The 25,898-nt window shown below is 39.8% G+C and carries 20 protein-coding genes; 2 read left to right on the forward strand and 18 right to left on the reverse strand.

The window, feature by feature from the left end; translation table 11 throughout:
• The 5 genes from Q0162_RS03730 to Q0162_RS03750 all read right to left on the reverse strand — a co-directional run.
• A partial coding sequence (locus tag Q0162_RS03730) for a hypothetical protein (RefSeq protein ID WP_297889293.1) occupies window positions 1–5,744 on the reverse strand: 5,744 nt, incomplete at its 3' end.
• Window positions 5,745–5,880: 136 nt separating this feature from the next.
• Window positions 5,881–7,062 carry a threonine ammonia-lyase gene (gene ilvA, locus Q0162_RS03735; protein WP_297889295.1) on the reverse strand — a complete coding sequence of 394 codons (1,182 nt, stop codon included), beginning with the start codon at window positions 7,060–7,062 and terminating at the stop codon, window positions 5,881–5,883.
• A gap of 57 nt (window positions 7,063–7,119) precedes the next feature.
• The gene (locus Q0162_RS03740; RefSeq protein WP_297889319.1) at window positions 7,120–7,953 is read right to left on the reverse strand and encodes a mechanosensitive ion channel domain-containing protein; all 834 of its coding nucleotides are present in this window, start codon (window positions 7,951–7,953) and stop codon (window positions 7,120–7,122) included.
• A 106-nt stretch (window positions 7,954–8,059) separates the two neighbouring features.
• Window positions 8,060–8,641, reverse strand: coding sequence for a threonine/serine exporter family protein (locus Q0162_RS03745; RefSeq protein ID WP_297889321.1), 582 nt, complete (start codon window positions 8,639–8,641; stop codon window positions 8,060–8,062).
• A complete protein-coding gene (locus Q0162_RS03750) occupies window positions 8,628–9,398 on the reverse strand; it encodes a threonine/serine exporter ThrE family protein (RefSeq protein WP_297889323.1) in 771 nt (256 codons plus the stop codon). Before Q0162_RS03750 ends, Q0162_RS03745 begins: the two co-directional genes overlap by 14 nt.
• 382 nt (window positions 9,399–9,780) lie before the next feature.
• On the opposite strand from Q0162_RS03750, the gene Q0162_RS03755 reads away from it, so the two are divergent.
• Window positions 9,781–10,464: a peptidoglycan-binding protein LysM gene (locus Q0162_RS03755; protein WP_297889326.1), complete on the forward strand. Its 684-nt coding sequence runs from the start codon at window positions 9,781–9,783 to the stop codon at window positions 10,462–10,464.
• Window positions 10,465–10,540: 76 nt separating this feature from the next.
• Here Q0162_RS03755 and Q0162_RS03760 read toward each other — a convergent pair whose 3' ends face one another.
• The 6 genes from Q0162_RS03760 to Q0162_RS03785 are packed head-to-tail and all read right to left on the reverse strand — an operon-like array spanning window position 10,541 to window position 18,685.
• Window positions 10,541–11,824, reverse strand: coding sequence for a Na+/H+ antiporter NhaC family protein (locus tag Q0162_RS03760; protein WP_297889330.1), 1,284 nt, complete (start codon window positions 11,822–11,824; stop codon window positions 10,541–10,543).
• 28 nt (window positions 11,825–11,852) lie between these two features.
• Entirely contained in the window at window positions 11,853–12,377 is a 525-nt protein-coding gene (locus Q0162_RS03765) for a methyltransferase (protein WP_297889333.1), read from the reverse strand.
• Window positions 12,378–12,394: 17 nt separating this feature from the next.
• A complete protein-coding gene (locus Q0162_RS03770; protein WP_297889335.1) occupies window positions 12,395–13,324 on the reverse strand; it encodes an adenine-specific methyltransferase EcoRI family protein in 930 nt (309 codons plus the stop codon).
• A 1-nt stretch (window position 13,325) separates the two neighbouring features.
• Window positions 13,326–14,159 carry an EcoRI family type II restriction endonuclease gene (locus Q0162_RS03775; protein WP_297889337.1) on the reverse strand — a complete coding sequence of 278 codons (834 nt, stop codon included), beginning with the start codon at window positions 14,157–14,159 and terminating at the stop codon, window positions 13,326–13,328.
• A 42-nt stretch (window positions 14,160–14,201) separates the two neighbouring features.
• Window positions 14,202–16,988, reverse strand: coding sequence for a DNA polymerase I (gene polA / locus Q0162_RS03780; RefSeq protein ID WP_297889340.1), 2,787 nt, complete (start codon window positions 16,986–16,988; stop codon window positions 14,202–14,204).
• A 50-nt stretch (window positions 16,989–17,038) separates the two neighbouring features.
• A complete protein-coding gene (locus tag Q0162_RS03785; protein WP_297889342.1) occupies window positions 17,039–18,685 on the reverse strand; it encodes an Ig-like domain-containing protein in 1,647 nt (548 codons plus the stop codon).
• Between the two features lie 113 nt (window positions 18,686–18,798).
• On the opposite strand from Q0162_RS03785, the gene Q0162_RS03790 reads away from it, so the two are divergent.
• Entirely contained in the window at window positions 18,799–19,716 is a 918-nt protein-coding gene (locus Q0162_RS03790) for a hypothetical protein (protein WP_297889345.1), read from the forward strand.
• Between the two features lie 81 nt (window positions 19,717–19,797).
• On the opposite strand, the gene Q0162_RS03795 is transcribed toward Q0162_RS03790, so the two are convergent.
• The 7 genes from Q0162_RS03795 to Q0162_RS03825 all read right to left on the reverse strand — a co-directional run bounded on the left by Q0162_RS03795 (window position 19,798) and on the right by Q0162_RS03825 (window position 25,859).
• Entirely contained in the window at window positions 19,798–20,478 is a 681-nt protein-coding gene (locus tag Q0162_RS03795; protein WP_297889347.1) for a metal-dependent hydrolase, read from the reverse strand.
• A gap of 36 nt (window positions 20,479–20,514) precedes the next feature.
• Entirely contained in the window at window positions 20,515–21,426 is a 912-nt protein-coding gene (gene menA, locus Q0162_RS03800) for a 1,4-dihydroxy-2-naphthoate octaprenyltransferase (protein ID WP_297889349.1), read from the reverse strand.
• A gap of 78 nt (window positions 21,427–21,504) precedes the next feature.
• Window positions 21,505–22,140 carry a tRNA (adenosine(37)-N6)-threonylcarbamoyltransferase complex dimerization subunit type 1 TsaB gene (gene tsaB, locus Q0162_RS03805; protein ID WP_297889352.1) on the reverse strand — a complete coding sequence of 212 codons (636 nt, stop codon included), beginning with the start codon at window positions 22,138–22,140 and terminating at the stop codon, window positions 21,505–21,507.
• 48 nt (window positions 22,141–22,188) lie between these two features.
• On the reverse strand, window positions 22,189–22,860 hold the full coding sequence (gene rsmI / locus Q0162_RS03810) for a 16S rRNA (cytidine(1402)-2'-O)-methyltransferase (protein ID WP_297889355.1): 672 nt from the start codon (window positions 22,858–22,860) through the stop codon (window positions 22,189–22,191).
• A complete protein-coding gene (locus Q0162_RS03815; protein ID WP_297889358.1) occupies window positions 22,860–23,867 on the reverse strand; it encodes a hypothetical protein in 1,008 nt (335 codons plus the stop codon). Before Q0162_RS03815 ends, rsmI begins: the two co-directional genes overlap by 1 nt.
• A gap of 26 nt (window positions 23,868–23,893) precedes the next feature.
• Complete coding sequence (locus Q0162_RS03820) at window positions 23,894–24,784, reverse strand: fructose bisphosphate aldolase (protein WP_297889361.1); 891 nt, start codon at window positions 24,782–24,784, stop codon at window positions 23,894–23,896.
• Between the two features lie 283 nt (window positions 24,785–25,067).
• On the reverse strand, window positions 25,068–25,859 hold the full coding sequence (locus tag Q0162_RS03825; protein WP_297889364.1) for a superoxide dismutase: 792 nt from the start codon (window positions 25,857–25,859) through the stop codon (window positions 25,068–25,070).
• Window positions 25,860–25,898 lie beyond the last annotated feature (39 nt).

A 25,898-nucleotide genomic window follows, 5' to 3' on the forward strand; every position in this document is an offset into this window, starting at 1 on the left:
GCAACTATTGGTGTACTGCCTACTTTTACAGTGGCGGTAGCTGTTGCGCAGTTATCAGGGTTCAAACGCTCACAGATGCTATACACTATTTGATATGTTCCTGATTTAGTTCCTGAAGGTACTGTGATAGTACCATTGTTATTCAATGTAGGGGTACTTGTTGCACCTACTACATCGGTAGTAGAGGTTACTACCGTAAGGATCACATCGGTAGTTGTTGGCGTTTTAGTGCCGAGTTTGTCGTTATCTAATACCGTTCCAGTGGTAGTAGTGGTACTAGTACCATTGGTTATTGTATAAGTATCCTCTTTCGCAACTATTGGTGTACTGCCTACTTTTACAGTGGCGGTAGCTGTTGCGCAGTTATTAGGGTTCAAACGCTCACAGATGCTATACACTATCTCGTAAGTACCCGATTTAGTACCCGAAGGTACAGTAACAGTACCATCGTTGTTTAATGTAGGTGTTTTAGTCGCCCCTACTACATCGGTGGTGGTGGTTACTACCGTAAGGATCACATCGGTAGTAGTTGGCGTTTTAGTGCCGATTTTATCATTATCGAATACCGTTCCTGTGGTAGTAGTCGTGCTAGTACCATTGGTTACCGTATAAGTATCGGCTTTAGCAACAATTGGCGTACTATTTACTTTGATGACACTTGTTTTAGTTACTGTATTTCCTTGAGGGTCTTTTCCTACAAAGGTTACTGTTACTACTGATGTGTTGCACCAGTTCGTTGGTTTCACAGCAGTATAATTGTGAGTAAGGGTAGCTGTGCCACAAGTATCGGTAACAGTAGCTTGGTTGAGCCAATTGGCTACAGTTGTATTTGCATTAGTATCATTACAAGCGATTGTTAAAGGAGCAGGTACAGAAAGGCTTATGGTATTGCTATAAACAACATTCACTGCTATACGAGCGCTCTCGCAATTACTACTTTTCTGAGCTACATAATAAGTGTTACCAGCTACTAAAGGAGTAGTGGCAGCCAAAGGAGTAACAGCTGTATCAGTAGCATACCATACTATATTAGCGCCTTGAGGTTGCAAGTTAGCAATAGTAGCATTGGTACAGAAAGACTGAGTTGTTTGGGTAACCGTAGGGGTAGCCACTCGGTTGATAGTAATGTGACGTAAGGCAGACTCGCACTTAGTTCCCTCAGTATAGGAATAAGCATAAGTAGTTTGAATAAGGGTAGTATTATCAGCTAAGGCTGTGCCTTTATTAGCTTCTGACAATCCTGCATAGATTGTTAAGATTTCGCTACTGCGAGCTGGTTCTTGAGTTCGGATATTAGCTTTGAGCTCTCCTACAGTTTTTACACATCCAGTAGTGATATTAGGGCCTGCAGGTTGAGCAGTAGTTTGCGCTGTTACTATACTTACGATAGCTTTATCACTAACACACTTACCAGCATTTTGCACTGTATAATAATAAGTTAAAGCAGGATTTATCACTACAGCATCAGCTTGTTCGTTGTAGTGATTACCACTTTTGACATATATTTTAGCTGAAGGGTCTCCTATTTGAGTTTTTATAGTAGCAATTGTCTGTGCTATTCCTCCACATAAGTTCACTGTTTTAGGGATGATAGGGGTTGTATTGTTAGATTTAGTAAGGGTGATAAATCCTTTCAAGCTCTCACAAGCGCCTATTTGGTCGATAGTATAAGTATATTTATCAGCCTTATCCCAATCGATAGACATTGCATCGGTTTGGAGGGTTTCTTCTTTATAAATCTTTATTTGATGGGCACTTCCTATAGCAGTTCTCAAGTCGGCTACTGTAGCGTCAGCACATAGTGCTGCTGTAACTGAAGTAGCTGTAGTTTGGCTTGAAGAAGCAGATAGAAGGACTCTATAATAAGAAGAGGCACATTTGTTTGTTTCTTTTATAGTAAAGTAAAGGACTTGATTAATAGGTATAAGAGTTTCTGTATACTCGTTATATTTTTCTCTAGAACTTTCTTTTTGATAAAGTTTCACCCCATTAGTTTCTGTTGTAGGGTAAAGAGTTTTTAAGGCTGTTTTTACACTTTCATTGGTAACTACCAAGCTTCCATTTTGATTGGTAGTTGCACAAAGAGAAAGAGTTTGAGGGGCGGCTTGACTAATAGGTTGTAATATAAAGTTCACCTTAGCTTTAGCTGTTTCGCAAGAGCCTACTTTCTTTGTATAAAAGACATTAGTATCACTACCTAGATAGTAATTATCTACCAAAGCATTGTTGTTCAGATACACCACTACATTAGCATAATCAGTAGGGTCTATAAGTTTTTTAAGTTCTCCTACTGTAAGGGCGCATACCGCACCTAAGCTCTTTGTGGCAGGAGCTGCTGTGGCAATCTTTTTCACTTGAATAGTCATCACAGCACTATCACAAAAACCTACTTTTGAATATCTTAGGTACAATGTTATAGGCGTAGTTTCACTGATACTTCCTATAGAAGCTGTTCCTACCTGTTTGTTTGTTTTAGCATTAGCATCAGATAAAGTAGAGTACCAATCAAAAGAGACTAACGAATTTCTTACAGAGTTGTTATTATCTTTTATGTATTGAGCTACTTCATCATAAGTAGGATTAGCACTACAAAGATTTACAGAACTACCAGTAGATATATTGATTTGAGTTTCTACTGTAATAGTATTTTTAACTTCCAATATTTTTTGTCCACAAGCGCTATCCAAGCTATATACGATAGTATGTGTTTTGGAAATAAATTCTATAGAGTTTAGGTTTACTTTACCATTGGCAGGGATACTAAGAATTGCTGCTTCATCTGTTAATTTAGGTTTCACCGAAGGGTTATTGGTTAAATAAGTTGTTAAAGCAGGAGGAATGTTGAACAAAGTGTTCAAATCAAATGTTTCATCAGCACTTACACACTTAGTTACCGGGGTATTAGCAGGCATAGTAATTGCAGGGGCAGAAACCAATTTACGTTTAAATTGGTAGGCTTGTATTACAGCTGCAGCCACACAAGCGTTCACATCGGCACTATGGTTACCTGTAAGTTTCACGCTATAGGTATGGATAAAGTCATCTTCAGTTAGCGATGGTATATAAAGAGTATTGGTATTAGTAGCAATTGGTGTAGTAGGGTTATCAGAGCGGTACCAATCAATTCTCACGTTATTTCCCATTTTGGGGATAGAAAGGCGTGCACTTTGTCCTGTACAATAGTATTCTTGTTCAGCGGTCAAAGTAGGGGGTAAGAAGTTGGAGACGCGATAGTCTACAGTTTTAGCTTCGCCGCAAGCATCAGTTACTTGGAACACGTAACGAGCGGTAAGGTTAGAAGCGTCAACATTTAAGAAGAAGTTATCGTCTTCTCCTGATTTGTTTAATATTTGAGGGGTTTGACCTGCTATATCTTTTGACACTAATTTATAGGTATAAGGAGGCGTTCCCCCTTGTGGAACGACCAACACGTGGTGTACACTAGTAGAGGGGCATCCTAATCCAAAAACTTTAGGATCTTTTAGGGTACCTTTATATTCTTTTTCTGATATTACTTGCTGGCAATCATAACTTTGCGCAGTACCCATATATTGAGAGGATGCGTTTACACTGCGTACCAAGCGGAATTTTCCTTGGGTATTTCCGTCGATTGTAAATTCATTAGCGCCATATCTTACATAAAGATTTTGAGCTAACACCCATCGTTGAGTAGGTTCATCATAGCGTTGAATAAAGTAAGAGGTGTAATTTTTAGTTTGAGCAGATGTATATGTAAAGCTTAGTTTAGGGGTACAATTTTCTACCCAGCTAATATTATAGGTATCTCCAATAAGGTCATACCTCTGACTTGCAGTTGCGCCACAAGCATTGGTGTGTTCTATCACATATTCACCTTGAGGTAAATCTTTTACCATCCAATAGTTATTGGTGATATGCTCGCTATCTTTAAGGGTATAAGGCAGAGTCATTCCTGCAGGCAGCTTAGAAATATCAGCATTAGTACTTCTAATAACTATTTGATTGATAGGGCTACCAGAACGTTGTTCAATCACCAAAGTAGCATAATCGGTTCCTGTAGCGCTTACGCCTTTGCAACCACCTACAGGGTGGAGGTATATTACTGAAGGCACAGGGGTATTGGCAGGGATGATAATTTCGGGGAAAGTCTTTTCGCGGTTACAGCTGTCGTATACTGCTTTAAACTTGAATTTATCACCTGCATTTAAAAGTTCAGGATCTACTAAATTAGGTCCGTTATAATCAATTCTCTTCACATATTTATTTATCAGAGAAGGATTTGTAGTCGTTATCTTATAGAAGCCTGCTGCTTCAGGATTGAAGCTAGAGGGATAGCTTTCTAAAACAAAATAGACAGGAATATTAGTATCAGAAGACGAAGTGCGCGAATAAATAGGATTTCTTACTATAGCTATTGATTTGCAAGCCGCTCCTTTCTCCTCTGTCATTACACTTACTTCATTAAATGGATTGGCTACAGAGACTTGTTTTTCGGTAAGAGTCATAGAGCCACAAGCTGATGTAAGTATAGCTTTTGCTTTCCAATTGCCATACTCTATAGGATAGCCTTCTCGTATAGCATTTTTTAGGTTTAAATATTTTACCTCATTATTTTGATACACATAACTAAATTTCTGTTCAAGTTCTCTTCGATCAGAAATGGTAATTGTTTTAGTATAAGTGCGATGAGTAGGCGATTCAAAAATCAATTGTATATTGAAAGGATAAGGCAGGGCATCGCCTTCCAACACTTCGTGAAGGTTATCTCCTTCTAGCCATATTCCACTAAAAGTTACATAATCACAGCTGTATTCCCAACCTTCGGCTGAGTATATTTTTTTAAGGTTGAAATTGAAGTTTTTAACGGAAGCAGATTGAGGTTGAGGAGCATTACCTCCACCAATAGCGCAGAAGTCCTCTACTTTTACTTTATATTGTCCTACGGGCACATTTGTGAAGACATTAGAGGTTTGTCGAGTTGTAGCTTGGCTATAAGGGGTATCATCTTGTTTAAGAAGGGTGAAGAACAAAGGATATTTCCCTTTGGTTATATTCACCTTCACATCACCATTGGTACCAGGACAAACTGCTGGCACATATAATACATTGTACTCTACATTCTCTACTGTAGACTTTACTAGTATATTTTTTTGTTCTATGTTTTTAGAGGGATTAGTTTTATGTTTTGCAATAAGGTCGTAAGAACCTGCTACAATAGCTTCTATACCCGATGAAGAGGAAAGTTGTTTGGTATAGTCGTAATTAGCTTGTGAACTTTTTTTATAGTGGAAAGTATAGTCATTTTCGTTGACAGAGTTTCCTATGAGTTTAAAGAAGATACCACCACCTCGTTCACACCATTCTTGTTCTACTCTCACAGATAGAGCAGCAGCAGTTTGAGGAGTAATAGTATAATCAAAGCCACTAGTATAAGAACAAGAGCCTTTTTGGGCAGTAAAAGAGAATTTGCGTTCTGAATTAACAACACCTACAGCAATAGCTACAGAGATTTGCACAGGTGTTCCCGTATAGGTATAATCATAGGCATTTCCTGCTTGATCTCTAAAAGTATATTTAGTGCCCGCTAGTGGATAGCGAATCACAAACTCGCCGATTTCTCCTTGAGTTACATTAGAGAAAGTTGTAATACGGGTTTGTTCCAAAGCTTTGCGTATATTCTCGTCGCAAGCTTGGGCGTTGATCTTTCCAAAGGAAAGAGAAAGTGTACATAATAATACTAATAACGATTGTAAATGTCTATACATTTGTGATAACATTGAGGTATAATTAACGAATTTAAGACGGCAAAGTTAGCAAAAATATTTTACAATGTTACACAACAACAATATTTTAGTATATTTTTAACGTTTTTTTAAGGAAAGTTTATTTATTTTTATCTAATTATTTGATAGAGTAACCTCTTTTCTCAAAAGCTTGTACTAACTGCTGGATATGGTCGGTGCCATTGGTTTCGACAGTGATGAGCACCTCCTTATCGCGGAAACGAGAAAGGTTTTTAAACTGATTGTGAGCGAGTTTTACAATATTTGCACCTACTTCGGCAATGATATGGGTAATTTTAGCAAGTTCGCCAGGGCGGTCGGGGATGCTTACTGAGAAGTTGAAAATACGATCACGACTCACCAATCCTTTGCTTATCATTGAGGAAATCATTAGCACATCGATATTGCCACCACTGACTACAGGCACGATATTCTTATTGCGGTCGGTAAGTTTTTTAAGGGCAGCCAAAGGTAATACTCCTGAGTTTTCGGCTATAATTTTATGTTTTTCAGCTAGTAGCAAAAAAGCCTCGGTAAGTTCGTAGTCGTCTACAGTTACAACCTCGTCTACATATTTTTTGATATACTCGAAATTGAGTTCTCCTATTCGTTTTACTGCAGTACCATCGGCGATGGTATTGGCTTCTGGCAGGGTAACGATTTTGTTTTTCTTAAGTGCTTCGGTAGCCGACGCAGCTCCTGAGGGCTCTACCCCTACAATTTTTATATCGGGTTTGATTTGTTTAGCAGCGCAGGCAATACCCGAGATAAGTCCGCCACCACCTATAGGCACGACTATCACATCGGTTTGAGGCAGTTGTTCGAGGATTTCGAGGGCAATAGTACCTTGTCCTTCAAGCACATCGGGGTCGTTGAAAGGATGGACAAACACATAACCTTCTTTTTCTTCTAACTCTTTGGCTTTCTGGTAAGCATCGTCGTACACATCGCCGTAGAGCACCACCTCAGCGCCATATTTTTTAGTAGATTGCACTTTGATAAGAGGGGTAGTTTTAGGCATTACAATCACTGCTTTGATACCCAACTCGCGGGCTGCATAAGCAACCCCTTGGGCGTGATTACCCGCCGAAGAAGCAATCACTCCGCGTTGTTTTTCGGCTTCGGTGAGTTTGAGCATTTTGTTATAAGCGCCACGAATTTTGAAAGCTCCTGTTTTTTGGAGATTTTCGGGCTTGATGTAGATGTTGTTGCCTGATTCTTCACTGAAGATAGGACTATACATAAGAGGTGTGGGAAGGAGCACATTTTTGAGGTGCTCACGTGCTGTGGTAAAGTTCATAATTTTCAATTAACAATAGATGATTAACAATGGTATAAGTTATAAAAAACCATTTTTTTAGGATTGACCGACACCATGCACTTGCACTTGAGGGAATGGGATTTCTATATTGGCGGCATCAAATCGATTTTTGATGGTTTCTACGGTTCGGAAATAGCATTCCCAATAGTCGGTATTAAGGCACCAATAGCGCAAAGAGAGGTTTACGGAACTATCGGCTAACTCCTCTACATAAACCACAGGAACGGGATCGGAGAGAGCTTTAGTTTCTTCATTAGCGATTTGCAATAGTACTTCTCGGGCTTTCTGAATATTAGAACTATAGCCTATACCTACAAGTACATATACGCGACGTTTTTCCTCCTTGCTGTAGTTGATAATACTATTACTAAACAGCTGGGTGTTAGGGATGATTGCCTGCTCATTATTGGCTTTGTTGAGGGTTGTAGCAAAGAGACCAATATTTTTCACGGTTCCTTTTTCGCCATTACCTTCGATTACATCGCCTACGCGGAAAGGTTTGAAAATGATTATCATTATACCGCTGGCAAAGTTAGACAACGAACCTTGCAAAGCTAAACCTACAGCTACAAAACCACTGGTAATAATAGCGATAAACTGTGTTGCAGGCAAGCCTATAACTTGTATTATAGTGAGGAAAAGTGCGATATATAGAATCCATCGTACTACCTGCAATAGAAAATTTTGCAAAGCGAGGTCTACCTCACGGCGTTCCATCAATTTTTTGATGAGTTTTACAATAAAACGGATAATATATCGCCCTATAAAGTAGAGAGCTATAGCCCCTAACATTGTAGGGAGATAATTGAAGAGTCCTTTAATCCAATCTTTAATCAGACTCTCAAAATCAATAGGTGAAAATTCGGGCATATTTATTCAATTAACAATTTATAATTGACAATTGACAATTATAAGATTGTGATACACTTTATAAAAGTTCGTAACACACTCTCAATTTGCCATTTATCAATTGGTATTACACAGGTTCATTTTCCACTTCTTCTTTAGGCAAATCGCTTTGTGATTCTCGGCGCAATAAGCGGTGTTTGATAACTTCGTTTAAATCTTTACCTTTTACTGAATAGGTATTGAATAAAAGCATAGGAGCAATTACCCCAAAAGCTAAACACATTGTGATGAAACCAGTTTGCAAACCGAGTTTGATGGTGTGGAACAGCAGGTCTAAAGTCTCTTCTTGAGGTGTTTGTACAGTTACTATTTTGATGATATTCATCATAAACTCATAGCCAAACTTCCCAGGAATCATATTGATAACGGCAGGAATTGTGAATACGATAGGCGGCGTGTGCACGCGGTGAGCAAAATACACTGCTAAAAGCCCTACGGTACAAGCACCTAAAAAGGAGGTAATCACAATTTGATCGGGCATAAGCGTGCCTAAAAGTACAAACTTAATACCCCAACCTAAACCACCGAGCAATCCGGTAATCCACAAGGCACGACGGGGAGTATTGAACAATAAAGCAAAACCGATAGAAATCCACATCGACCAAAAGATGCGCTCGGCTAATCCTAAAAATACATCATAGAAGTTCATAACCAAATAATAGTAAAGCTAAATAAAAACCTAATGAAATCATAAACACCAAAATAGCTGAGTGAGTGAGCTTGGCTACCCCTGCTACAATACAGCCTGAAAGCATATCAATAAAACCATTGATAAGAGGCACCCCTGGTACCAACCACAGCACACAAGCGGCTAAGGCATTGTGATAGTGCTCTACACCAAGCAAACGGAAGATGCTCATTACAGACACCGATACAAAAGCTGCCCAAGCCCAACAAATATAAACATTGAACTTCCGCAATTGCAAAATGCGTCGGCCAGCTAATCCTATGAAAGTAGCCAAAAACGACATACCAAACTCGGCATAACTAGCATCTTTACCGCCAAACACATAGGCTAGCGAACCGCCAGCAACAGCTACGAAAAACCACATTACATACATATTGTAATGCGGACGTGCCTTGATAGCAGCGACTTCCTCTTCAATTTCCTCTATAGAGAGTTTTTCTTCGATAGCCTCCCACGAGAGGATACTAATATCGGAAATAGCACTGAAGTTCACCCCGTGATGCGGAATAACTCGCACGATAGTTTCCTTTTCACCTGTAGCCTTATCTTGAACAGTAAGCACAGTAGCAGCGTGTGAATAGAAATTTTCGCAATGGTAATTTAGAGCATTAGAGAAGCGTTCTACATTGCGTTCTACCCTTCGGGTATTAGCACCGCTAGAGATCAGCAGTTCGTTGATATCGGCAAAGAGTTTTGCCGCTCGTTCAATGGGTCTCATATAGTTAATTTGTCGATTTCTTAATTTGTTTAATAATTCAACATTGGCAAACATCTTCACACAAATATTACCAAAGTGCAAAGATAGGTATAATTAATAAATTAGCAAATTAGTAAAATAGTAAATTTACCACCCTCCTTTAATAAACTCAAATAAAAATTTAATAGAAAAAACTTCTAATTATGGTAAAAAACAAGCGGAATTACTCAAAACAGCAAAGAAAAATAATCAATTTATTTGCATCAAAATCAATCACTAACGATGGAATACCAAGAACTAATTTTGCCAGTTGGCATAATTTTTGTACTTTTGCCGCCGAAATAATTTTAAGCAAGCATTTTCTCTTATAGAAAAGCCGTAAGTCTTAAAGAAAATAAAATTTATGAAATTAGTTAAAAAGAGGTATTTTTTCGCAGTAATGATCTTTGCTTTCTTAGGCTTTACGATCAAAGATGAAGAGACAAAAGTAATCACAATTCCATACACTTTTGTAGTTGATGTACCTCAAATGGCTACCGCTATGCCAGCAGAAGCAACTGCGAATAGCGAACTACTTCCCACTTCTTTTACTCTCCACACAGGAAAAACATTTATTGGATTTAAAGAAGCCTTAGCCTTTCGCGAATCGCGCGGTAACTACACTATTGTAAACCGTTTTGGCTATATGGGGAAATATCAATTTGGGAAACGCGCCCTTCGCTTCTATGGCGTAACTGATACCCAACAATTTTTGAACTCTCCTGAACAACAAGAACAAGTGTTCGTGTTGAGCTTACAGCGCACTAAATGGTTTTTGCGCAAAGAAATTAAAAAATATGTAGGCAAAACTATCAACGGCATTCACATTACTGAATCGGGGATATTAGCAGCAGCCCACTTGGCTGGTGAGAGTTCTGTGAAGAAATTCTTCAAACATCAAGGAGGATACAACTTTGCCGATGGCAATGGCGTTACCTTGCAACACTACCTTAAAGCGTTTGCAGGTTACGACACCTCACATATTGAGGCGGTACAAAAACCTCAATGGAAAGCCCCTGAAGAGACACTTTCTTTAACAGCATTATAGAGTAATAACCCAAAAAGCCCCCATTCTACGAAGGGGGCAATCTGCAAAAATATTTTGTTTTAATGTGGATTTTGGGTTAAACTTTACCTCTTACTTTTATATACACTAAAGTAGCAATAAGTAATAGGTGGAGATAGACTGAGTACCCTACCAAAGATAAATAGTCCATCGTATGGGCAAATTGGTATAGGGCGATTACTTGTGCTCCATAAGGAATGAGACCTTGCGCATAACACGAGAAAATATCTAATACTGAAGCCGCATTGCGGAGGGGTATTTGGAATTGCTCGGCTATGCGCTTACTTATTTTAGAAACGATGAGAATTGCCACCGTATTATTCGCTACGCACACATCGGCAACAGTTACTAAAAAGCCCATTCCCAGCAAGGCTGAAGCTCCACTCTTGATGCGTTTGGCAACGAGGTTCATCAGGAACTGAATACCACCAAAACGCTCTACTAAAAAAGCTAATCCGCCAATGATAAAGTAGAGGAAGAAGATATCAGCCATATCCATAAAGCCTTTATAAGTGTGCTGAGTGAGGTCTAAGAAAGAGAACTTACCATACACAAGTCCCATAACGCCTGAAAACACAACTCCCAAGAACAGTGACACAAACACATTTACTCCAAAAAGCGAAATGACCACTACTGCTACATAAGGCAAAATAAGCAAGGGATTGAAGGTGTGATAGGCTTCGTTATGAGTAAAGGTTGTTGCTCCAGGGTTGCCAATAAAGAAAAGAATCACTGCCGATAACAGCGCAACAGGCAAAGCTATTTTGGCATTGGTTTTCATCTTATCGCTCATCTTGCAGCCTAACGACTGGGTGGCGGCGATAGTAGTATCGGAAATGAGGGACAAGTTGTCGCCAAACATCGCACCACAAAGCAAAGCAGCCCCTATAAGAGCGGTATCAGAATGACTTTCGAGAGCTAAATTGAAGACAATAGGCGAAAGGGTCATAATGGTACCTACCGAGGTTCCTGTTGCAAACGAGAGGAAAGAGGCAATTACAAAAATACCCACGGGGAAGTATTCGGGTGAAATGTAGTACATACCCATATTCACTATGCTATCAATGCTGCCAGAGGCTTTGGCTACCGAAGCAAAAGCACCTGCCAAAAGGGCTATCACACACATCTGCAACACATTGCTATTGCCTGCCCCTCTGAAGAAAAGGGCTATCTTCTGGTTGAGAGGTGCGCGGTAGATAAGCAAAGCTACTACCACTGCAAAAAGCGCAATAATAGGCGCTGGCAATGAATAGAAATTATCAAAATAAATACCACTGCCCAAAAATATAGCTACGAATATGAGTAGCGGGATAATACTTACTATTGAGGTTTTTTTCGTCATTTTATAATTTTGCTAATCTGCTAATTTTCTATTTGTTAATTCTCTCGGCTACTACGGCATAATATCTATTAGTAAAATACCGCAACAGCGGACGCAAGCCCAACTTCTTCACAGGGTGCGTCCATTTTTCTCTATATACAATCCGAAATCCTGCTTTTTCTACCAGCATATCTAATTGCCAATCTTCAAACTCGTGATAATGACAATCGCGGGGGTCGGCAGTATTGCGGTAGGCTTTGGCAAACCAAAGTCGCAAAGGCACTGTAATCAATATTTTATCTGTAGGGATATTTTGCAATACTGCCAAAGGGTTTACCAAGTGTTCTAAAATCTCTAAAGCGGTAGTGAAATCGGCTTGAAAATTCTGAAGGGTATTTGCCTCGAAATCTAAATCCTGACCGGTAGTATTAAGCACCGTATAACCTTCCTCTTTCATAATAGTTGAAAAAGGATTTTCCACCCCTACATCAAGGATTGTACTGCCCTGAGGGACATATCGCTTGAGAATACTCAAGGTTTTTTGATAGCGTTTTTTAGGAAGGGTTTTGTACATAAATTAACAATTGAGAATTAACAATTAACAAGGGAATAACGTTTATTCCTTACTAATATTCTAAAATAAGGGTATTTACCATTTATTGACAAGTCCTTTTCATTATCTCCTTTTCTAAATTTCACAATCTCAAACTGATTAGGATTGAATTTGTGTAGGAAGGTTATTGGCACTCCCATATAGCCCGTGTAATCTGATGGTATATTTTCAGTTTTATCGATATGAATACCATTGTAATTATCGTATTGAGGATAATTGTTTTCATTACCAAAATAGTTTTTAGTGAGCACTATATCCTCGTGACGTTTGAAATTATCTAAATTAGTAAGCCATAAACAATTGTTAGGGGATACAATTCTATTACCTGAAGCGTCTATTCGAGCTTCTGTTCCATAAAGTTCATAATGTTGAGGGACAATAAATCCAGAAATACCTCTACCTAAATGAATACCTAACCAAGCCTTATTTTCTTGTATCAGTTTAAAAATTTCTTTATAAGTAATCGCATTAATATTGCCTATGATTAGAAATTGTTTTTGATATTCCACCAATTGTGCTACATATTCACGAAACAACGAAAAAGGAGGATTTGTTACCACTATATCCGATTGTTTGAGCAATGCAATACTTTCGGCACTGCGAAAATCACCATCTCCTTTAAAGTAAGAAACAGCTATTTTTTCTCCTGCATATTCAGCAAAAAAACCGTTTTCAGCATAACAAGCTGCTATTACTTTTTTAAGCCTTAACTCTTTAAAATTTGAAACAAAATACTTAAAAAAGTTACTTGTATGTGGATCATCACAATTGCAATAGACTATTTTATTCTCAAAATGACTTTTATAATACTGCAACTCTTTTTCAATATCTGAAAGTTGGGTGTAAAACTCGTCATTTTTAGATTTTTTAGCCTTTTGTAGCAAGTTGTTTGTCGCTTTTCGTGCCATTTTACTTTTGAGTTAATTGATTAAACAATTCACTCCCTAATACTTTTAGAGAAGTCTTAGAGATTTCAAACATCACATCAAACATTGTTTGAGCATCCCACTTTTCGCCATTTCCACGTGTATAGATAGACGCAGCTTGTAACATAATCGTTTTATCGTTATGTGTTACAAATTTATTTTCACAAAGATTGGTATTGATAGGCATTCCGTAATTAGCTGCTGTGAGTTTATCTAATCTGTTGAGTATACCTGAATTGTAATCAAGAGTTACCATTCGTCCGTCAGGGCGCATTACTTCAATAGTTTCAGTTAAAAAATTAGAACCTTCTAAGAATAGTACATAAGGAAAATGAGACTCCGATAACATCAAATTAGCCATTTCAGCTATATTTTTGTGAGCTCTCTCTATCGCATTTCCACCTACCATTAAATCCTGATTACTTTTTATACCTACTAATTTTCCTGCTTTAATATTTTCTATATCTTTACCCTGATGTTTAGCTTCTGATACTAAGATAATTCTCCAATTTTCTTTATCATCTTTTACTTCTATCAACCCACCATCGGGAATGATACTTGCATTGGGCACAAAGAGCGTTTGCCCTAAAGCCATATCTATTTTTCTTAAAGCCTCGTTTATTTCTTCTTTTTTTACACTTGTTCTATATCGAAAAGAGAGTAACGGAAAATCCTTTTGAAGCTGTGTCATTACAAGTTGAGAAATCTGACTTACTGCTATATCGTGGAGTTTAGCTTTTTCTCCAAATATAGTTACAACTCCTTTTGATACTGTATGCTGGGTAGTTAATCGGTTTGATTGATTCTTTTTGGACATATTTTTAATGTTTTTAAAATTGTGTCGCCGGTGGCGACACAATTAATGCGCGTCGAGCCAATTGTCACCTACGCCTAAATCGGCGACGAGGGGAACGGCAAGGGTAAAGGCGTTTTCCATCGCTTCTTTGACGAGGGGTTTTACGATTTCTAATTCGGTTTTAGGGACATCAAACACTAACTCATCGTGTACTTGGAGGAGCATACGAGTTTGGAGTTTTTGGGCTTGCAATTGGTTGTGTATGCGTATCATTGCAATTTTGATAATATCGGCGGCTGAGCCTTGTATAGGGGCGTTCACGGCATTGCGCTCGGCGCCTCCACGCACTACTTGGTTATGCGAATGAATATCAGGTAGGTAACGACGTCTGCCTAAAATGGTTTCTACATAGCCGTGCTCGCGGGCAAACTCTATTTGTTTATTGATATAGTTGCGCAAGTTAGGATAGGTAGCGTAATAGGTATCTATCAGTTCTTTGCTTTCGGAGCGAGAGAGGTCGGTTTGTGCGGATAGTCCAAATGCCGATACGCCATAGATAATCCCAAAATTCACGGTTTTGGCGTGGCTACGTTGCTCGCGAGTTACCTCTTCCAAAGGAACATTAAACACCTTGGCTGCTGTGGCGCGGTGAATATCTTCGCCGTGCAAGAAAGACTCAATCATATTGTGTTCTTCGCTGAGGGCAGCGATGATGCGGAGTTCGATTTGCGAATAGTCGGCAGAGAGGAGCACATAGTCGGGATTACGAGCGATGAACGCCTTGCGCACCTGCTGCCCACGAGGGGTGCGGATAGGGATATTCTGCAAATTAGGATTGTTGCTACTGAGTCGACCTGTAGCGGCTACCGTTTGCATATAGGTAGTATGCACGCGACCTGTATTTTTATTCACCTCTAAAGGCAGGGCATCTACATAAGTAGATTTGAGTTTCTGCACTTGTCGCCATTCCAATATATCGGCTACGATTTTGTGTTTGGCTGCAAAAGGTGCTAAAACCTCTTCAGAAGTAGCATACTGACCGGTTTTCGTCTTTTTAGGTTTGCTGTCAATCTTCAGTTTTTCAAAGAGAATGTCGCCGAGTTGTTTAGGTGATGCCAAATTGAAAGTCTCGCCTGCCTGCTGGGCTATAGCTGTTTCAAGCTGAGCAATATCGGCATCTAAGGTTTTAGAGTATTCTTTGAGATAAGGCACATCAAGGTTTACCCCTTCGCGTTCCATAGCAGCCAATACTTTGATGAGAGGTGCTTCTAAATCAGTATAGATTTTTTGAGCATTTACTTGGGGCATTTGGCTTTGAAACACATTTTTAAGTTGCCAAGTAACATCGGCATCTTCCACAGCGTATTCCTTTACCTCATCGATAGGTACAGCGCGCATAGAGCGTTGGGTTTTCCCTTTGCCAATAAGGCTCTCGATAGCAATAGGCGTATAATTTAGATAGGTTTCACTGAGGATGTCCATATTGTGGCGCATATCAGGATTTAGCAAATAATGAGCTATCATCGTATCGAAGAGTGCGCCTTGTACCTCAATAGCATAGTTTTGCAACACTTTGAGGTCGTATTTCAAATTCTGACCTACTTTGGCTATCTGTTCATTCTCAAAAAACGGACGGAATTGCTCTATGAGCTTAGTAGCTGCTTCTTTTTCCTTAGGAAATGGCAAATAATGCCCTTTATGAGCAGCCCAGCAGAAGGAAATCCCCACTAATTCGGCTTCGAGAGCGTTCACATTAGTAGTTTCGGTATCAAAACACACTTCAGTTTGCTGCAATAGGCTTTGCAACAAGAGTTGTTGTGCCATTGGGGTATCGGCTAATTGGTAGAAATGAGGCGTATTGCTGCTGTTTTTCTTATCGCTCACCAATTGCGGTTGCGCAAAGAGGTCGCCTTGCGAGAATAAATCCAACTGCCCTGAAACAGCCTTAGGAGGAGTTTGCATCACAGCTTCTGGTTGGTAAGTTTTTAGGAAATTTTGTAGCAACTGACGGAATTCTAACTCATCGAAAATCTTGCCCACCGCTTCAAAATCAGGTTGAGACATTGCAAAATCGGCTTCATCGAAAGTTACCGGCACATCGAGCATAATGGTTGCCAATTGTTTGGAGAGTATGCCTTTTTCCTTGTTATTTTCTATATTCTCGCGGAGTTTGCCTTTTAGTTTATCAGTATTAGCGAGGAGGTTTTCCATAGAGCCAAAATCGGCGAGTAGCTTTTTGGCGGTCTTCTCGCCTACCCCAGGCAGCCCGGGGATATTATCGACGGCATCACCCATCATACCGAGGAAATCAATCACCTGCAAAGGGTTTTGCACTTCAAATTTCTCTTGTACCTCTTTCACGCCCCAAATTTCGATATCATTGCCCGAGCGCGCAGGTCGGTACATAAAGATATTGTCGCTCACCAGCTGCGCATAGTCTTTATCGGGGGTTACCATATACACTTGGTAATTTTGGGCTTCGGCTTGTTTGGAGAGCGTCCCGATGATATCATCGGCTTCGTAGCCCTCTTTTTCGATGATAGGGATGTGCAAAGCCTTGAGTATTTCGTGGATATAGGGGATAGCCAAACGAATCGCTTCGGGAGTTTCCTCGCGATTGGCTTTATAGTCGGCAAAGAGTTCAGTGCGTGCTACGCTCCCCCCCTTGTCGAAAGCGACCGCAAGGTGGTCGGGTTTTTCTTTTTTAATCACCTCGAAAAGGGAGTTCATAAAGCCAAGAATCGCCGAAGTGTTCAATCCTTTGGAATTGATACGCGGATTCTTGATAAAAGCGTAGTAACCCCTGAAAATAAGGGCATAAGCATCGAGGAGGAAAAGGCGTTTTTTCATTTTATATATCATTGGTAGGGGCGAATTGCAATTCGCCCGTACGTAGTTTGTCAGGGGTTAGTGATTTGCCAAGTTTCTTCAACTTCCCAATTGGCGCGGAGCTCTATTTCTTTAGGCAGATACCACACTCGCTCGGGTTGCCGATGTTCTAAGAAACTGCCGGTATCCCATTGGCGATTTTTGTTCTTATCTTCAATGAGCCGCAAGCGGAATTTACCAGGGGTTACATTCTCGAACAGATATTCGGTTAGAGGTTTTTCGATATAAATTTCGCGGAGCACTTCCGTTGCCTTCTCATTGGTAAGTTGCAGTATAAGTGGATATTGCAGAGTGTTTTCGGCAACGTTGAGATGCATTTTTAAGATAGCTACCTCTTCGAGCTTTTTAGTGCGCAGGGTTACTTTTAGGGTATCGTTCGTATGCCCGAAAAAATCGGTGAGGGCATTAGGAAGGGCTTCAATGCGGTAAGTCTCGTCATTCTTTTTATCGAATGAGAGATAGAACTCCAAATTATTAGGGTCTAAACGCGTTTTGAACGGAACTGCCACCGCTGTAGAGTCTTTGCCAGCGAAGACTTTCAGTTTAGAAGGGTCGGTTTTTACGATAGGAATATTGCTCTTGAAGCCAAAATCCTTGTGCATAGGCAAGTCGCCCGAAAAGAGGTTTTCTACCTGCAAACTGTCGTTTTTCATCTCCTTTAAACGCACTTTAAACGTATCGATTTTCTGTTGTTTGGCAATTGTAAATACCAAAGAATCTTTTTGTTTAGGCGTATACCAAAAGTTGAGTGTATCTTTCTTAGGATCTTTGGAGATGATGTATTTAAAATCGGGGGTTACGTGAGAGATAGGTTTGATTTTCACGCTATCGGTTTTGCCTTCAAAGCCAAATTGCACGCGGTTGCCAGCAACTTGTGTAGGGCGATGCGCCTTGTAAGGAGGTACTTCTTTGAACAAGCGTAATTTAGGGTAAAAACCTTGCGGATTGCCTTTCAAATCGGCAACGGTAATAGGTTCGTCCATAAAAGCAATTTTGTCGTCCTTAGGATTGAAGATATAATTAGGACTTTTTTCTTTGAGGGCAATGAGTTTGTATTTGCCCTCTTTGAGGTATTCCAGCACAAAACTATCGAGGCTATCAAGGGTATTGGTTACATAAGTAGGTTGCGTTTTGTACACCAATGAGTCGTTATACTGCTCGTTGTAAGGATAGAGCATCACCGTTACGAAATTATCGGGTTTAGGAGCGATTGCATCGGCGATGTCGCCTTCATACCACAGTGAATCGAGGGTGCTACCAGTAGAAAATACGTATTTGAAATCGGATATCGGGTTGCCCTCGTTGTAATCCTGAATGCTATTACCGAAGTTCAGCACGTAGGTGGTATTAGGTTTTAGCGTATCCACAATATTAATTTCCAACCATTTAGAAGCCGAAGTAGGCGAAATGATTGGAAAAGTTTTCATAGGAGGTGAAATAATGAGCTGCTTGCGAACATCTTTAGTTACCACAAACTCATCAAACTGCAAGCGTATTTTCTTTCCTTTGAATTCTACTGTTTCCGATTTAGGTACGGATTGCAAAAGCATAGGAGGGGTAATATCTTTGGGTCCACCAGTAGGTGAACCACGGCGAGCACATTGCCAAAGAGTAAGAGCAATAAGAAGAGAGAGAAGTATAGGCAAACGATGTTTCATAGCTAAGTTACGAATTACTAATTTGCAAAAGTAATAAATAATGTGAATATGGCAAGATTTTTGCGGCTTTAATAACATAATCTTCCCGAAATCAATTAAATTAATATCATACAATGAGACGAGTTATTTTATCACTTTCAGTTGTAGGACTGTTAGCCGCTTGTAACAATAAAGATTACTACGAGCAGGATATAGATCCTATCTATTTTGCTAACAAGATTCACGAAGAAATCTTACCTATAGGAGGCACAGGAACTATAACTACCGATTATGAGTTCAAATATCGCGGGTTAGGCTTACTAGAAAATCAGAACATCACGATTTCTGCCCCTTTTATTAGCACCCAACAGCTCGCATACGAAACTTCGTACGACGGCAGTTTCCCTAGAACAACACTCTACAAAGTAGGAGGAACAACTGTAAGCACTACCACATACGACCAATACGTTGATAGAGGTAGTATAATGAAAAAGACAACAACAGAAGTAGGCAGAGAAAACTTTCCAACGGTAGAAGAATACGAGTACTACAATCGCAATACGCTTTCTAAATATACTTCAGAGGTAAAAACAACTACCAACACCACTGTTCACACAGAGAAGGAATACATTTGGATGGGCAGCAACGAACTGAATGTCAAAACATCAGTATACACCCAAACGGGAGGTTCAATTAGCTCACCTACGGTTATTACTACCGATAAATATATAATCAACTACAACGAAACAGTGAAAGAACACACCCACACCGAAAATGGCCAAACAGTAACTATTAGCTATACTTACGACAACAAAACTAACCCTCGTTACTTGCAGTTTTCACACAGAATGACCCACCCAGAGTTTTTCTTACAAGAAGGATACAACCGCAATAATATCACTAAAAAAACAGTGAAATACTCACATGTTTCAGGACAAGATTACGAAGAAGAAACTGCTTATGAGTATTTTAAAAACGAATATCCACTAAAAGCCATAATAAAGCGCAATGGCACAGTAGTAGGAAGCAAGGAATTTACTTATATTAAATAAGAGCCAAGAAGTAATAAAAACGTCAAAGGTCATAGTGTTATGCTATGACCTTTGGCGTTTTTAGGGTTCGTACTAACTAAATTAGACTACTACAATTTGTCCTACGCCTAAAAGTATGAGTTCTTTGCCTTTGGCTTTGAAACTGCGTACAGCGGCATCTTTATCTATTTTGATGTGCTGCATAGTGTTGTAGTGGCATCCTAATACTTTGTTACACTTCACGAAATCGGAAGCCATAATAGCATCTTCTACGTCCATAGTGAAGTTACCACCTATAGGCAATACAGCTAAATCTAACTTGTAACGCACTGGGATAAGTTGCATATCAAAGTGCAAAGCGGTACTTCCTGCAATATAAATGGTCTTATCGGCAGTTTTGATTACGAATCCGCAAGCAGATCCCCCATCACTACCATTCTCGAAAGTAGAAGAGTGTAGAGCTGAGACCATTTTCACTGAACCAAAAGGGAAATTGAAAGTACCCCCTAAATCCATAGGGTGGCTATTTTCGATACCGAGGTTGAAAAAGTATCTAGCGATCTCAAAATTAGAGATGATTTGGGCTTTGGTGCGTTTGGCAATTCTCTCTACATCCCAAGTATGATCTTGCCCTGCAGTAGTAACAAGGATATAATCAGCTTTTATTTGATTGACATCTATATCACTTGCCAAAGGGTTTTCTGAAATAAAAGGATCGACAAGCAAGTGTATTTCACCTATTTTTATCCCTATACACGCGTGTCCATAAAAAGTAACTTCCATAGTAATTTGATAAATTTTAAGTATGAGTATTTTTGTTTATTTACTAATATATATTCCTATAAAAAACAGTAGTGAGAGTAAAAAGGTGCTCAAAGCAACTACTTTTAATTCTTTGTCTAAAAGCTGAAGGTTGTTGTTTTGTTTTACCGAAATCAAATGTACCACTAATGGAATGAATGCTATGAGATAAAGCAGTTCCCAACGCATTTGGAGGCGCATTACTGAAAAAGTGAGTAAAGCAAGCATTGCTAATACCACCAAATAGTAGTGGTAGTACTTAGCAAGCAAAATTCCCATTTTCACTACCAAAGTGTGTTTGCCCGAACGCTGGTCGTTCTCGTAGTCGCGCATATTATTGAGGTTCAGCACTGCTACACTTAGCAATCCTATAGAGATTGCAGGCAAGAAAGTAATCCACTGGAGGTTTTGTGAGTAAAGAAACTCACTACCTACCACACTCACCAATCCAAAGAATACGAACACAAAAAGGTCGCCTAAGCCGCGATAACCATAAGCTGAACTGCCTACAGTATATTTGATAGCTGCTGCTACACACAACAATCCTAACACAAAAAATATCGCTAAATAGAGTAGGTTTTCCGAACCAAAAGCTAAGTAGATAAGTATTAATGCTGAAAGTATAGAGAGTCCAGCAGTGATGAGTACTACCCGCTTGAGCTGAGAGCGACTTATCGCTCCGCTTTGCAAAGCGCGCTGAGGGCCTAAACGATGTTCATTATCAGTACCTTTTACGCCATCGCCATAGTCGTTAGCAAAGTTAGAAAGCACTTGGAAGAATATAGTAGTAAGCAAAGCCCAAGCGAATATTTGCCAGCTAAAAGCCGAAGGGTCATTGCGATATGCCAAAGCACTACCAGTGATAATACCTGCTACCGAAAGGGGCAAGGTGCGGAGTCGTGCAGCTTTGATAAGTGTAATTGCTTTCATTTAAGGAACAAAAGTATAAATAATTCGCCAATTAGCAAATTTGTAGCTATGATAATTAACAATTTTAACAAAAAACGGCTATTTTAAGTAAGTAGGCTCAAAATAAGCAATATCTTCAAAGTCCTGAGCGTTGTATTTTGCTATTGCAAAAGGGAGCATATCTTTAGCTTGAGGGAAGGCATCGGGGATAAAAACGGCATTAGGATGCTTACAAATAGCAGCAAATTTATTACTTCCATCGCCTAAGAAAGTTACTTTGCCTTTGTTTAATTCATCTTGATAGCTATATTCATCGAGGATTTTGGCTTCGGTGGGGGTTACAAACTCATATTGGCTGTTAAATACCGCACTATACACTTCCATACGGCGGGCATCGAGCATTGGTATAATGCAATCGGCTTTGGCTTGATGAGCGAGAATTTGGAGGGTAGGAATCGCAATAAGGGGTTTGCCTAAGGCGAAACAGAGTCCTTTAGCGGTGGCAATCCCTATTCGCAAACCGGTATACGAACCTGCTCCAGCACTTACTGCTATAGCATCTAAGGCAGTGAGGGGCAATGATGCTTGTTGCATCACAGCTTCTATAAAGAGATGTAAATTTTCAGAGTGAGTGAATTTTCCAGCATTCTCGGACTTTTCAGCGAGAATGTGATTATCTTTTGACAAGGCTACGGAACAATTGAGTCCTGAGGTTTCTATATGGAGTATGGTCATTTTGTTCAGGGGATAGGGTACAGGAATAGGTTTCAGGGGGGTAGTGGGTTATTTATTACCTGAAACAATCATCACTATTTCTCCTTTTACGTTCTTATCTTTATAAAAATCCAATAATTCTTGGAGGGTACCCCGTTGGGTTTCCTCGTGGAGTTTGGTGAGTTCACGTGATAGACTTGCAGGGCGATCGGATCCGAAAGTAGTGATAAAATCGGTGAGAGTTTTGAGGAGCTTGTGAGGAGAAACGTAAAAAATCATTGTTTTGGTTTCGGTGGCAAGCTGAGAGAGGCGCGTTTGTCGCCCTTTTTTATCGGGTAAAAATCCTTCGAAAGTAAATCGGTCGTTAGGTAATCCGCTATTTACTAAAGCGGGTACAAAAGCTGTAGCCCCTGGCAAGCATTCCACAGCAACTCCCTCGGCAATACAAGCGCGAGTGAGCAGGAAACCAGGATCGGAAATGGCAGGCGTACCGGCATCGGTGATAAGCGCGATGGTTGTTCCGCCTTTGATGCGTTGCACCCAGCTGTCTACCACCTTGTGTTCGTTGAACAGGTGGTAGCTTTGCATCGGGGTGTGAATATCGTAGTGTTTGAGGAGCTTACTGCTGGTGCGAGTATCTTCGGCTAAGATGATATCCACCTCTTTGAGTAGCTTAAGGGCGCGCAGTGTTATATCCTCTAAATTTCCAATAGGGGTAGGAATCAAATAGAGTTTACTCATTAGACTTCAAAACGTTTGAGAAGGAGGTCGAGGAATCGTTGTTCATATTCTTCTTTACCTTTCCAATAGTTGTAAGTAGGTTTTACTTCTTGCTCGATATAAATTACAGCATCTTGCATAGAATGGAGGTCGGCTATGTGTTTTACTACTTTGTTGTACTCACTTTCACTACCAAAGAAAAGTTTTTGTACAAAAGCCAATTTATCATTCAAGCCTATTTGAGCAGTTTTGCCGAATTTATCGTTAAGAGACTGCACGGGTTTCACTTCGTGGGTAGTATCTTTCTTATCAAAAACAGTGTTTTTGCTTTGAGAAATAAACTCTTCTAAGGAAGGTGTTTGTTTGAGAATGCGTTCCTCATCGGTATACTCAGGTTGCTGGATAAAGTCGGCAAGCTGTTTGATTGCAGATTTCGAGAGTTTAGACTCATCTATTTCAGGTTGTTCAATCTCAGGCTGTTCAATTTCAAATGTTACTGCTGCCGCTTCTTCGGGGGTAGGTTTTTCTACTACCTCTGCTTTTTCTACAGGTTCAGCAACTTCATTAGTTTTTGAACGATTTACAGATACTGCCCAATTAGGTTCTGAATATTGTTCTTCTTGTAAAATATGTTTGGCAACGGGTTTCTCAGCAGGTGCTGGTTTTTCTTCTTTTGCGATAGGCGCTGGTTCCATTGCCACAAAGGTAGCTGGTTCCTCTTTTGGAGTTTCTTTAGCGGCTGTTTTAGGAGCAGTGATAGGTTGCACTTCAGATGCTTCTACTTCGATATCAAAAAGATCTTCTTGACGATTATCATCAATAAAATCGGATACCTTACGCATAGTTCGGTACATACGATCTTCTGAAGCTCCAAGTGTTTGGTAATATTTTTCCACAAAAGTGAGAATGGTAATTTTCTCGGTGATTTTGTGCGCTTGTTTATTCAGTTGAGCAAGGTTCCACTCTCCTTCGTTAGCGAGAATTTCGGTAGCTAAGGTAATGAGGTCGTGTTCTAATGCTTCTTTCATTTGTTACAAATTTTAGTTCTTTTTTATTACTTAATTGAGGCTTCGTAAATACCTTCTACGGTATGAGCCAGAGCGTTGTTGAACTGTTCATCGGTTTGTGTTGCGGAGAGTCCTTCGGTAAGGGCGCGAGAGAAACTAGCAATTACACCTTTGTTTTCAGCGAGAATGGCATTGGCTTTCTCACGTGGATATCCTCCTGAAAGAGCTACCACACGCACTACACGAGGATGCTGAGTAAATTCTTTGTACAGGTTGTTGATTGTAGGCAGAGAGAGTTTGAGCATCACATTGTCAGTAGTAGGTAGGGCGTCTAAGTGTTTTCTAATTTCATCACGCAGAATGGCCTCGGCGGGAGATTTATCGGGGATATTGATATCGACTTCGGGTTCTATGATAGGCACCAATCCTGCGGCTATAATCTGTTTAGCTACCTCAAATTGTTGCTGAACTACTCTTGCAATGCCTTTAGGAGAAGCTTTTTTAACCACTGAACGCATTTTAGTACCAAAAATATGTCGTTCGTTAGCGCGAGATAATAGTTCTGCAAGTCCGTCGATGGGTTTCATCAGTTGTACTCCGTCGTTATCGAGGGGTTCTAAGCCTTTATCTACTTTTAGGAAAGGTACTACGTGTTTTTCATCCCAAAGATAATCGGCGGTGTATTTACCATCGATTTGTCTGTCCATAGTTTGTTCAAACAAGATAGCGCCTATAATTTTATTGTGAGAAAAAGCGGGACTTTTGATAATGCGGGTGCGCATTTGATGAATGAGGTCGAACATTTGTTCCTCGTTGCTGTATTGATCTTCAGTTATCCCATAGAGTTTGAGGGCTTTAGGGGTACTTCCTCCACTTTGGTCAAGAGCTGCAATAAAGCCCTTGCTATTTTTCATTTGTTCAAATTGTTCTTTATTCATTGCTATTAAGTTTTAAAGAATATGCTACAAAGGTACAACTTATTTTGAAATAAAAAAAAATTAATCCAGCAACTTGTTTTAAAATGCCTACCCCGTTCCCCTCCCGAAAGGAAGGGACAAGCCGCAAAAGCGACTTTTTTGGTGAGATATATTTGATATTTGTTAGGGGCGTTTACAAAACGCCCCTACATAAAGCGATTGATTTTCAAGACAATCAACTTTGGCAAAGGTCGTAGCACGACGAGCTATTAAAACTTTGACAAAAGTGATTAGATGACTTGCCTTAGGGTTTAGTGGCTATTGCTTTTTGATAGAGTTGTTCGGCTACATCCCAATCGATTACGTTGAAAAAGTTGTTGATGTAATCGCCGCGGCGGTTTTGGTATTTCAAGTAATAAGCGTGTTCCCATACATCCATTGCTAATACAGGAATACCTGATACACCTAAGCCTGGCATCAATGGGTTATCTTGATTGGCAGTGCTCACGACTTGCAATTTACCATTATTGACTACTAACCAAGCCCAACCAGAACCAAAACGTTTAGCTCCTGCCTCGGCAAAGGCTTTTTTGAAGTTATCAAAGCTGCCAAAATCGCGGTCGATAGCAGCTGCTAAGGCTCCTTTAGGGTTTCCACCACTGGGTGACATCCCTGCAAAATACATATTGTGATTGTAGTAACCACCGGCATTGTTGCGCAAGGTTGCATTGTTCATATCAAGCGTGCGAAGGAGTTCCTCAATGCTCATTTTCGCTTGAGGAGTACCTGCTACCGCCTTGTTGAGGTTGTTCAGATAAGCGACATAGTGTTTAGAGAAATGGATGAACATTGTTTCCTCATCGATATATTCTTCTAAATCGAAATATTTGTACTTTAGAGGCACAATAGCAAAAGCACCTGCTTCGGCTTTTACATCTTTAGGGTCACCGTAGTTAGAGCCTCTTTGGACATCTATGACGGTCTCTTCTTGTGCTTTTTTAGTTTTTGTTTTTTTCTTCTGAGCGTAAAGGTCACCAGAAGTGAAGGCTGTAGCCAAAGCTACGGCGCTGAGTGTGATTGCATTTTTTAGTTTCATATAGTGATTATTTGATAAAATACTTAATATTTATGCAGG

Origin of the sequence: uncultured Capnocytophaga sp. (assembly GCF_937936315.1) — a bacterium.
Taxonomy (GTDB): domain Bacteria; phylum Bacteroidota; class Bacteroidia; order Flavobacteriales; family Flavobacteriaceae; genus Capnocytophaga.

Bases quoted from the DNA above. Each gene is read 5' to 3' on its own strand.
- ilvA (WP_297889295.1), bottom strand. From the start codon at position 7,062: ATGAACTTTACCACAGCACGTGAGCACCTCAAAAATGTGCTCCTTCCC.
- Q0162_RS03740 (WP_297889319.1), bottom strand. From the start codon at position 7,953: ATGCCCGAATTTTCACCTATTGATTTTGAGAGTCTGATTAAAGATTGG.
- Q0162_RS03745 (WP_297889321.1), bottom strand. From the start codon at position 8,641: ATGAACTTCTATGATGTATTTTTAGGATTAGCCGAGCGCATCTTTTGG.
- Q0162_RS03750 (WP_297889323.1), bottom strand. From the start codon at position 9,398: ATGAGACCCATTGAACGAGCGGCAAAACTCTTTGCCGATATCAACGAA.
- Q0162_RS03755 (WP_297889326.1), top strand. From the start codon at position 9,781: ATGAAATTAGTTAAAAAGAGGTATTTTTTCGCAGTAATGATCTTTGCT.
- Q0162_RS03760 (WP_297889330.1), bottom strand. From the start codon at position 11,824: ATGACGAAAAAAACCTCAATAGTAAGTATTATCCCGCTACTCATATTC.
- Q0162_RS03765 (WP_297889333.1), bottom strand. From the start codon at position 12,377: ATGTACAAAACCCTTCCTAAAAAACGCTATCAAAAAACCTTGAGTATT.
- Q0162_RS03770 (WP_297889335.1), bottom strand. From the start codon at position 13,324: ATGGCACGAAAAGCGACAAACAACTTGCTACAAAAGGCTAAAAAATCT.
- Q0162_RS03775 (WP_297889337.1), bottom strand. From the start codon at position 14,159: ATGTCCAAAAAGAATCAATCAAACCGATTAACTACCCAGCATACAGTA.
- polA (WP_297889340.1), bottom strand. From the start codon at position 16,988: ATGAAAAAACGCCTTTTCCTCCTCGATGCTTATGCCCTTATTTTCAGG.
- Q0162_RS03785 (WP_297889342.1), bottom strand. From the start codon at position 18,685: ATGAAACATCGTTTGCCTATACTTCTCTCTCTTCTTATTGCTCTTACT.
- Q0162_RS03790 (WP_297889345.1), top strand. From the start codon at position 18,799: ATGAGACGAGTTATTTTATCACTTTCAGTTGTAGGACTGTTAGCCGCT.
- Q0162_RS03795 (WP_297889347.1), bottom strand. From the start codon at position 20,478: ATGGAAGTTACTTTTTATGGACACGCGTGTATAGGGATAAAAATAGGT.
- menA (WP_297889349.1), bottom strand. From the start codon at position 21,426: ATGAAAGCAATTACACTTATCAAAGCTGCACGACTCCGCACCTTGCCC.
- tsaB (WP_297889352.1), bottom strand. From the start codon at position 22,140: ATGACCATACTCCATATAGAAACCTCAGGACTCAATTGTTCCGTAGCC.
- rsmI (WP_297889355.1), bottom strand. From the start codon at position 22,860: ATGAGTAAACTCTATTTGATTCCTACCCCTATTGGAAATTTAGAGGAT.
- Q0162_RS03815 (WP_297889358.1), bottom strand. From the start codon at position 23,867: ATGAAAGAAGCATTAGAACACGACCTCATTACCTTAGCTACCGAAATT.
- Q0162_RS03820 (WP_297889361.1), bottom strand. From the start codon at position 24,784: ATGAATAAAGAACAATTTGAACAAATGAAAAATAGCAAGGGCTTTATT.
- Q0162_RS03825 (WP_297889364.1), bottom strand. From the start codon at position 25,859: ATGAAACTAAAAAATGCAATCACACTCAGCGCCGTAGCTTTGGCTACA.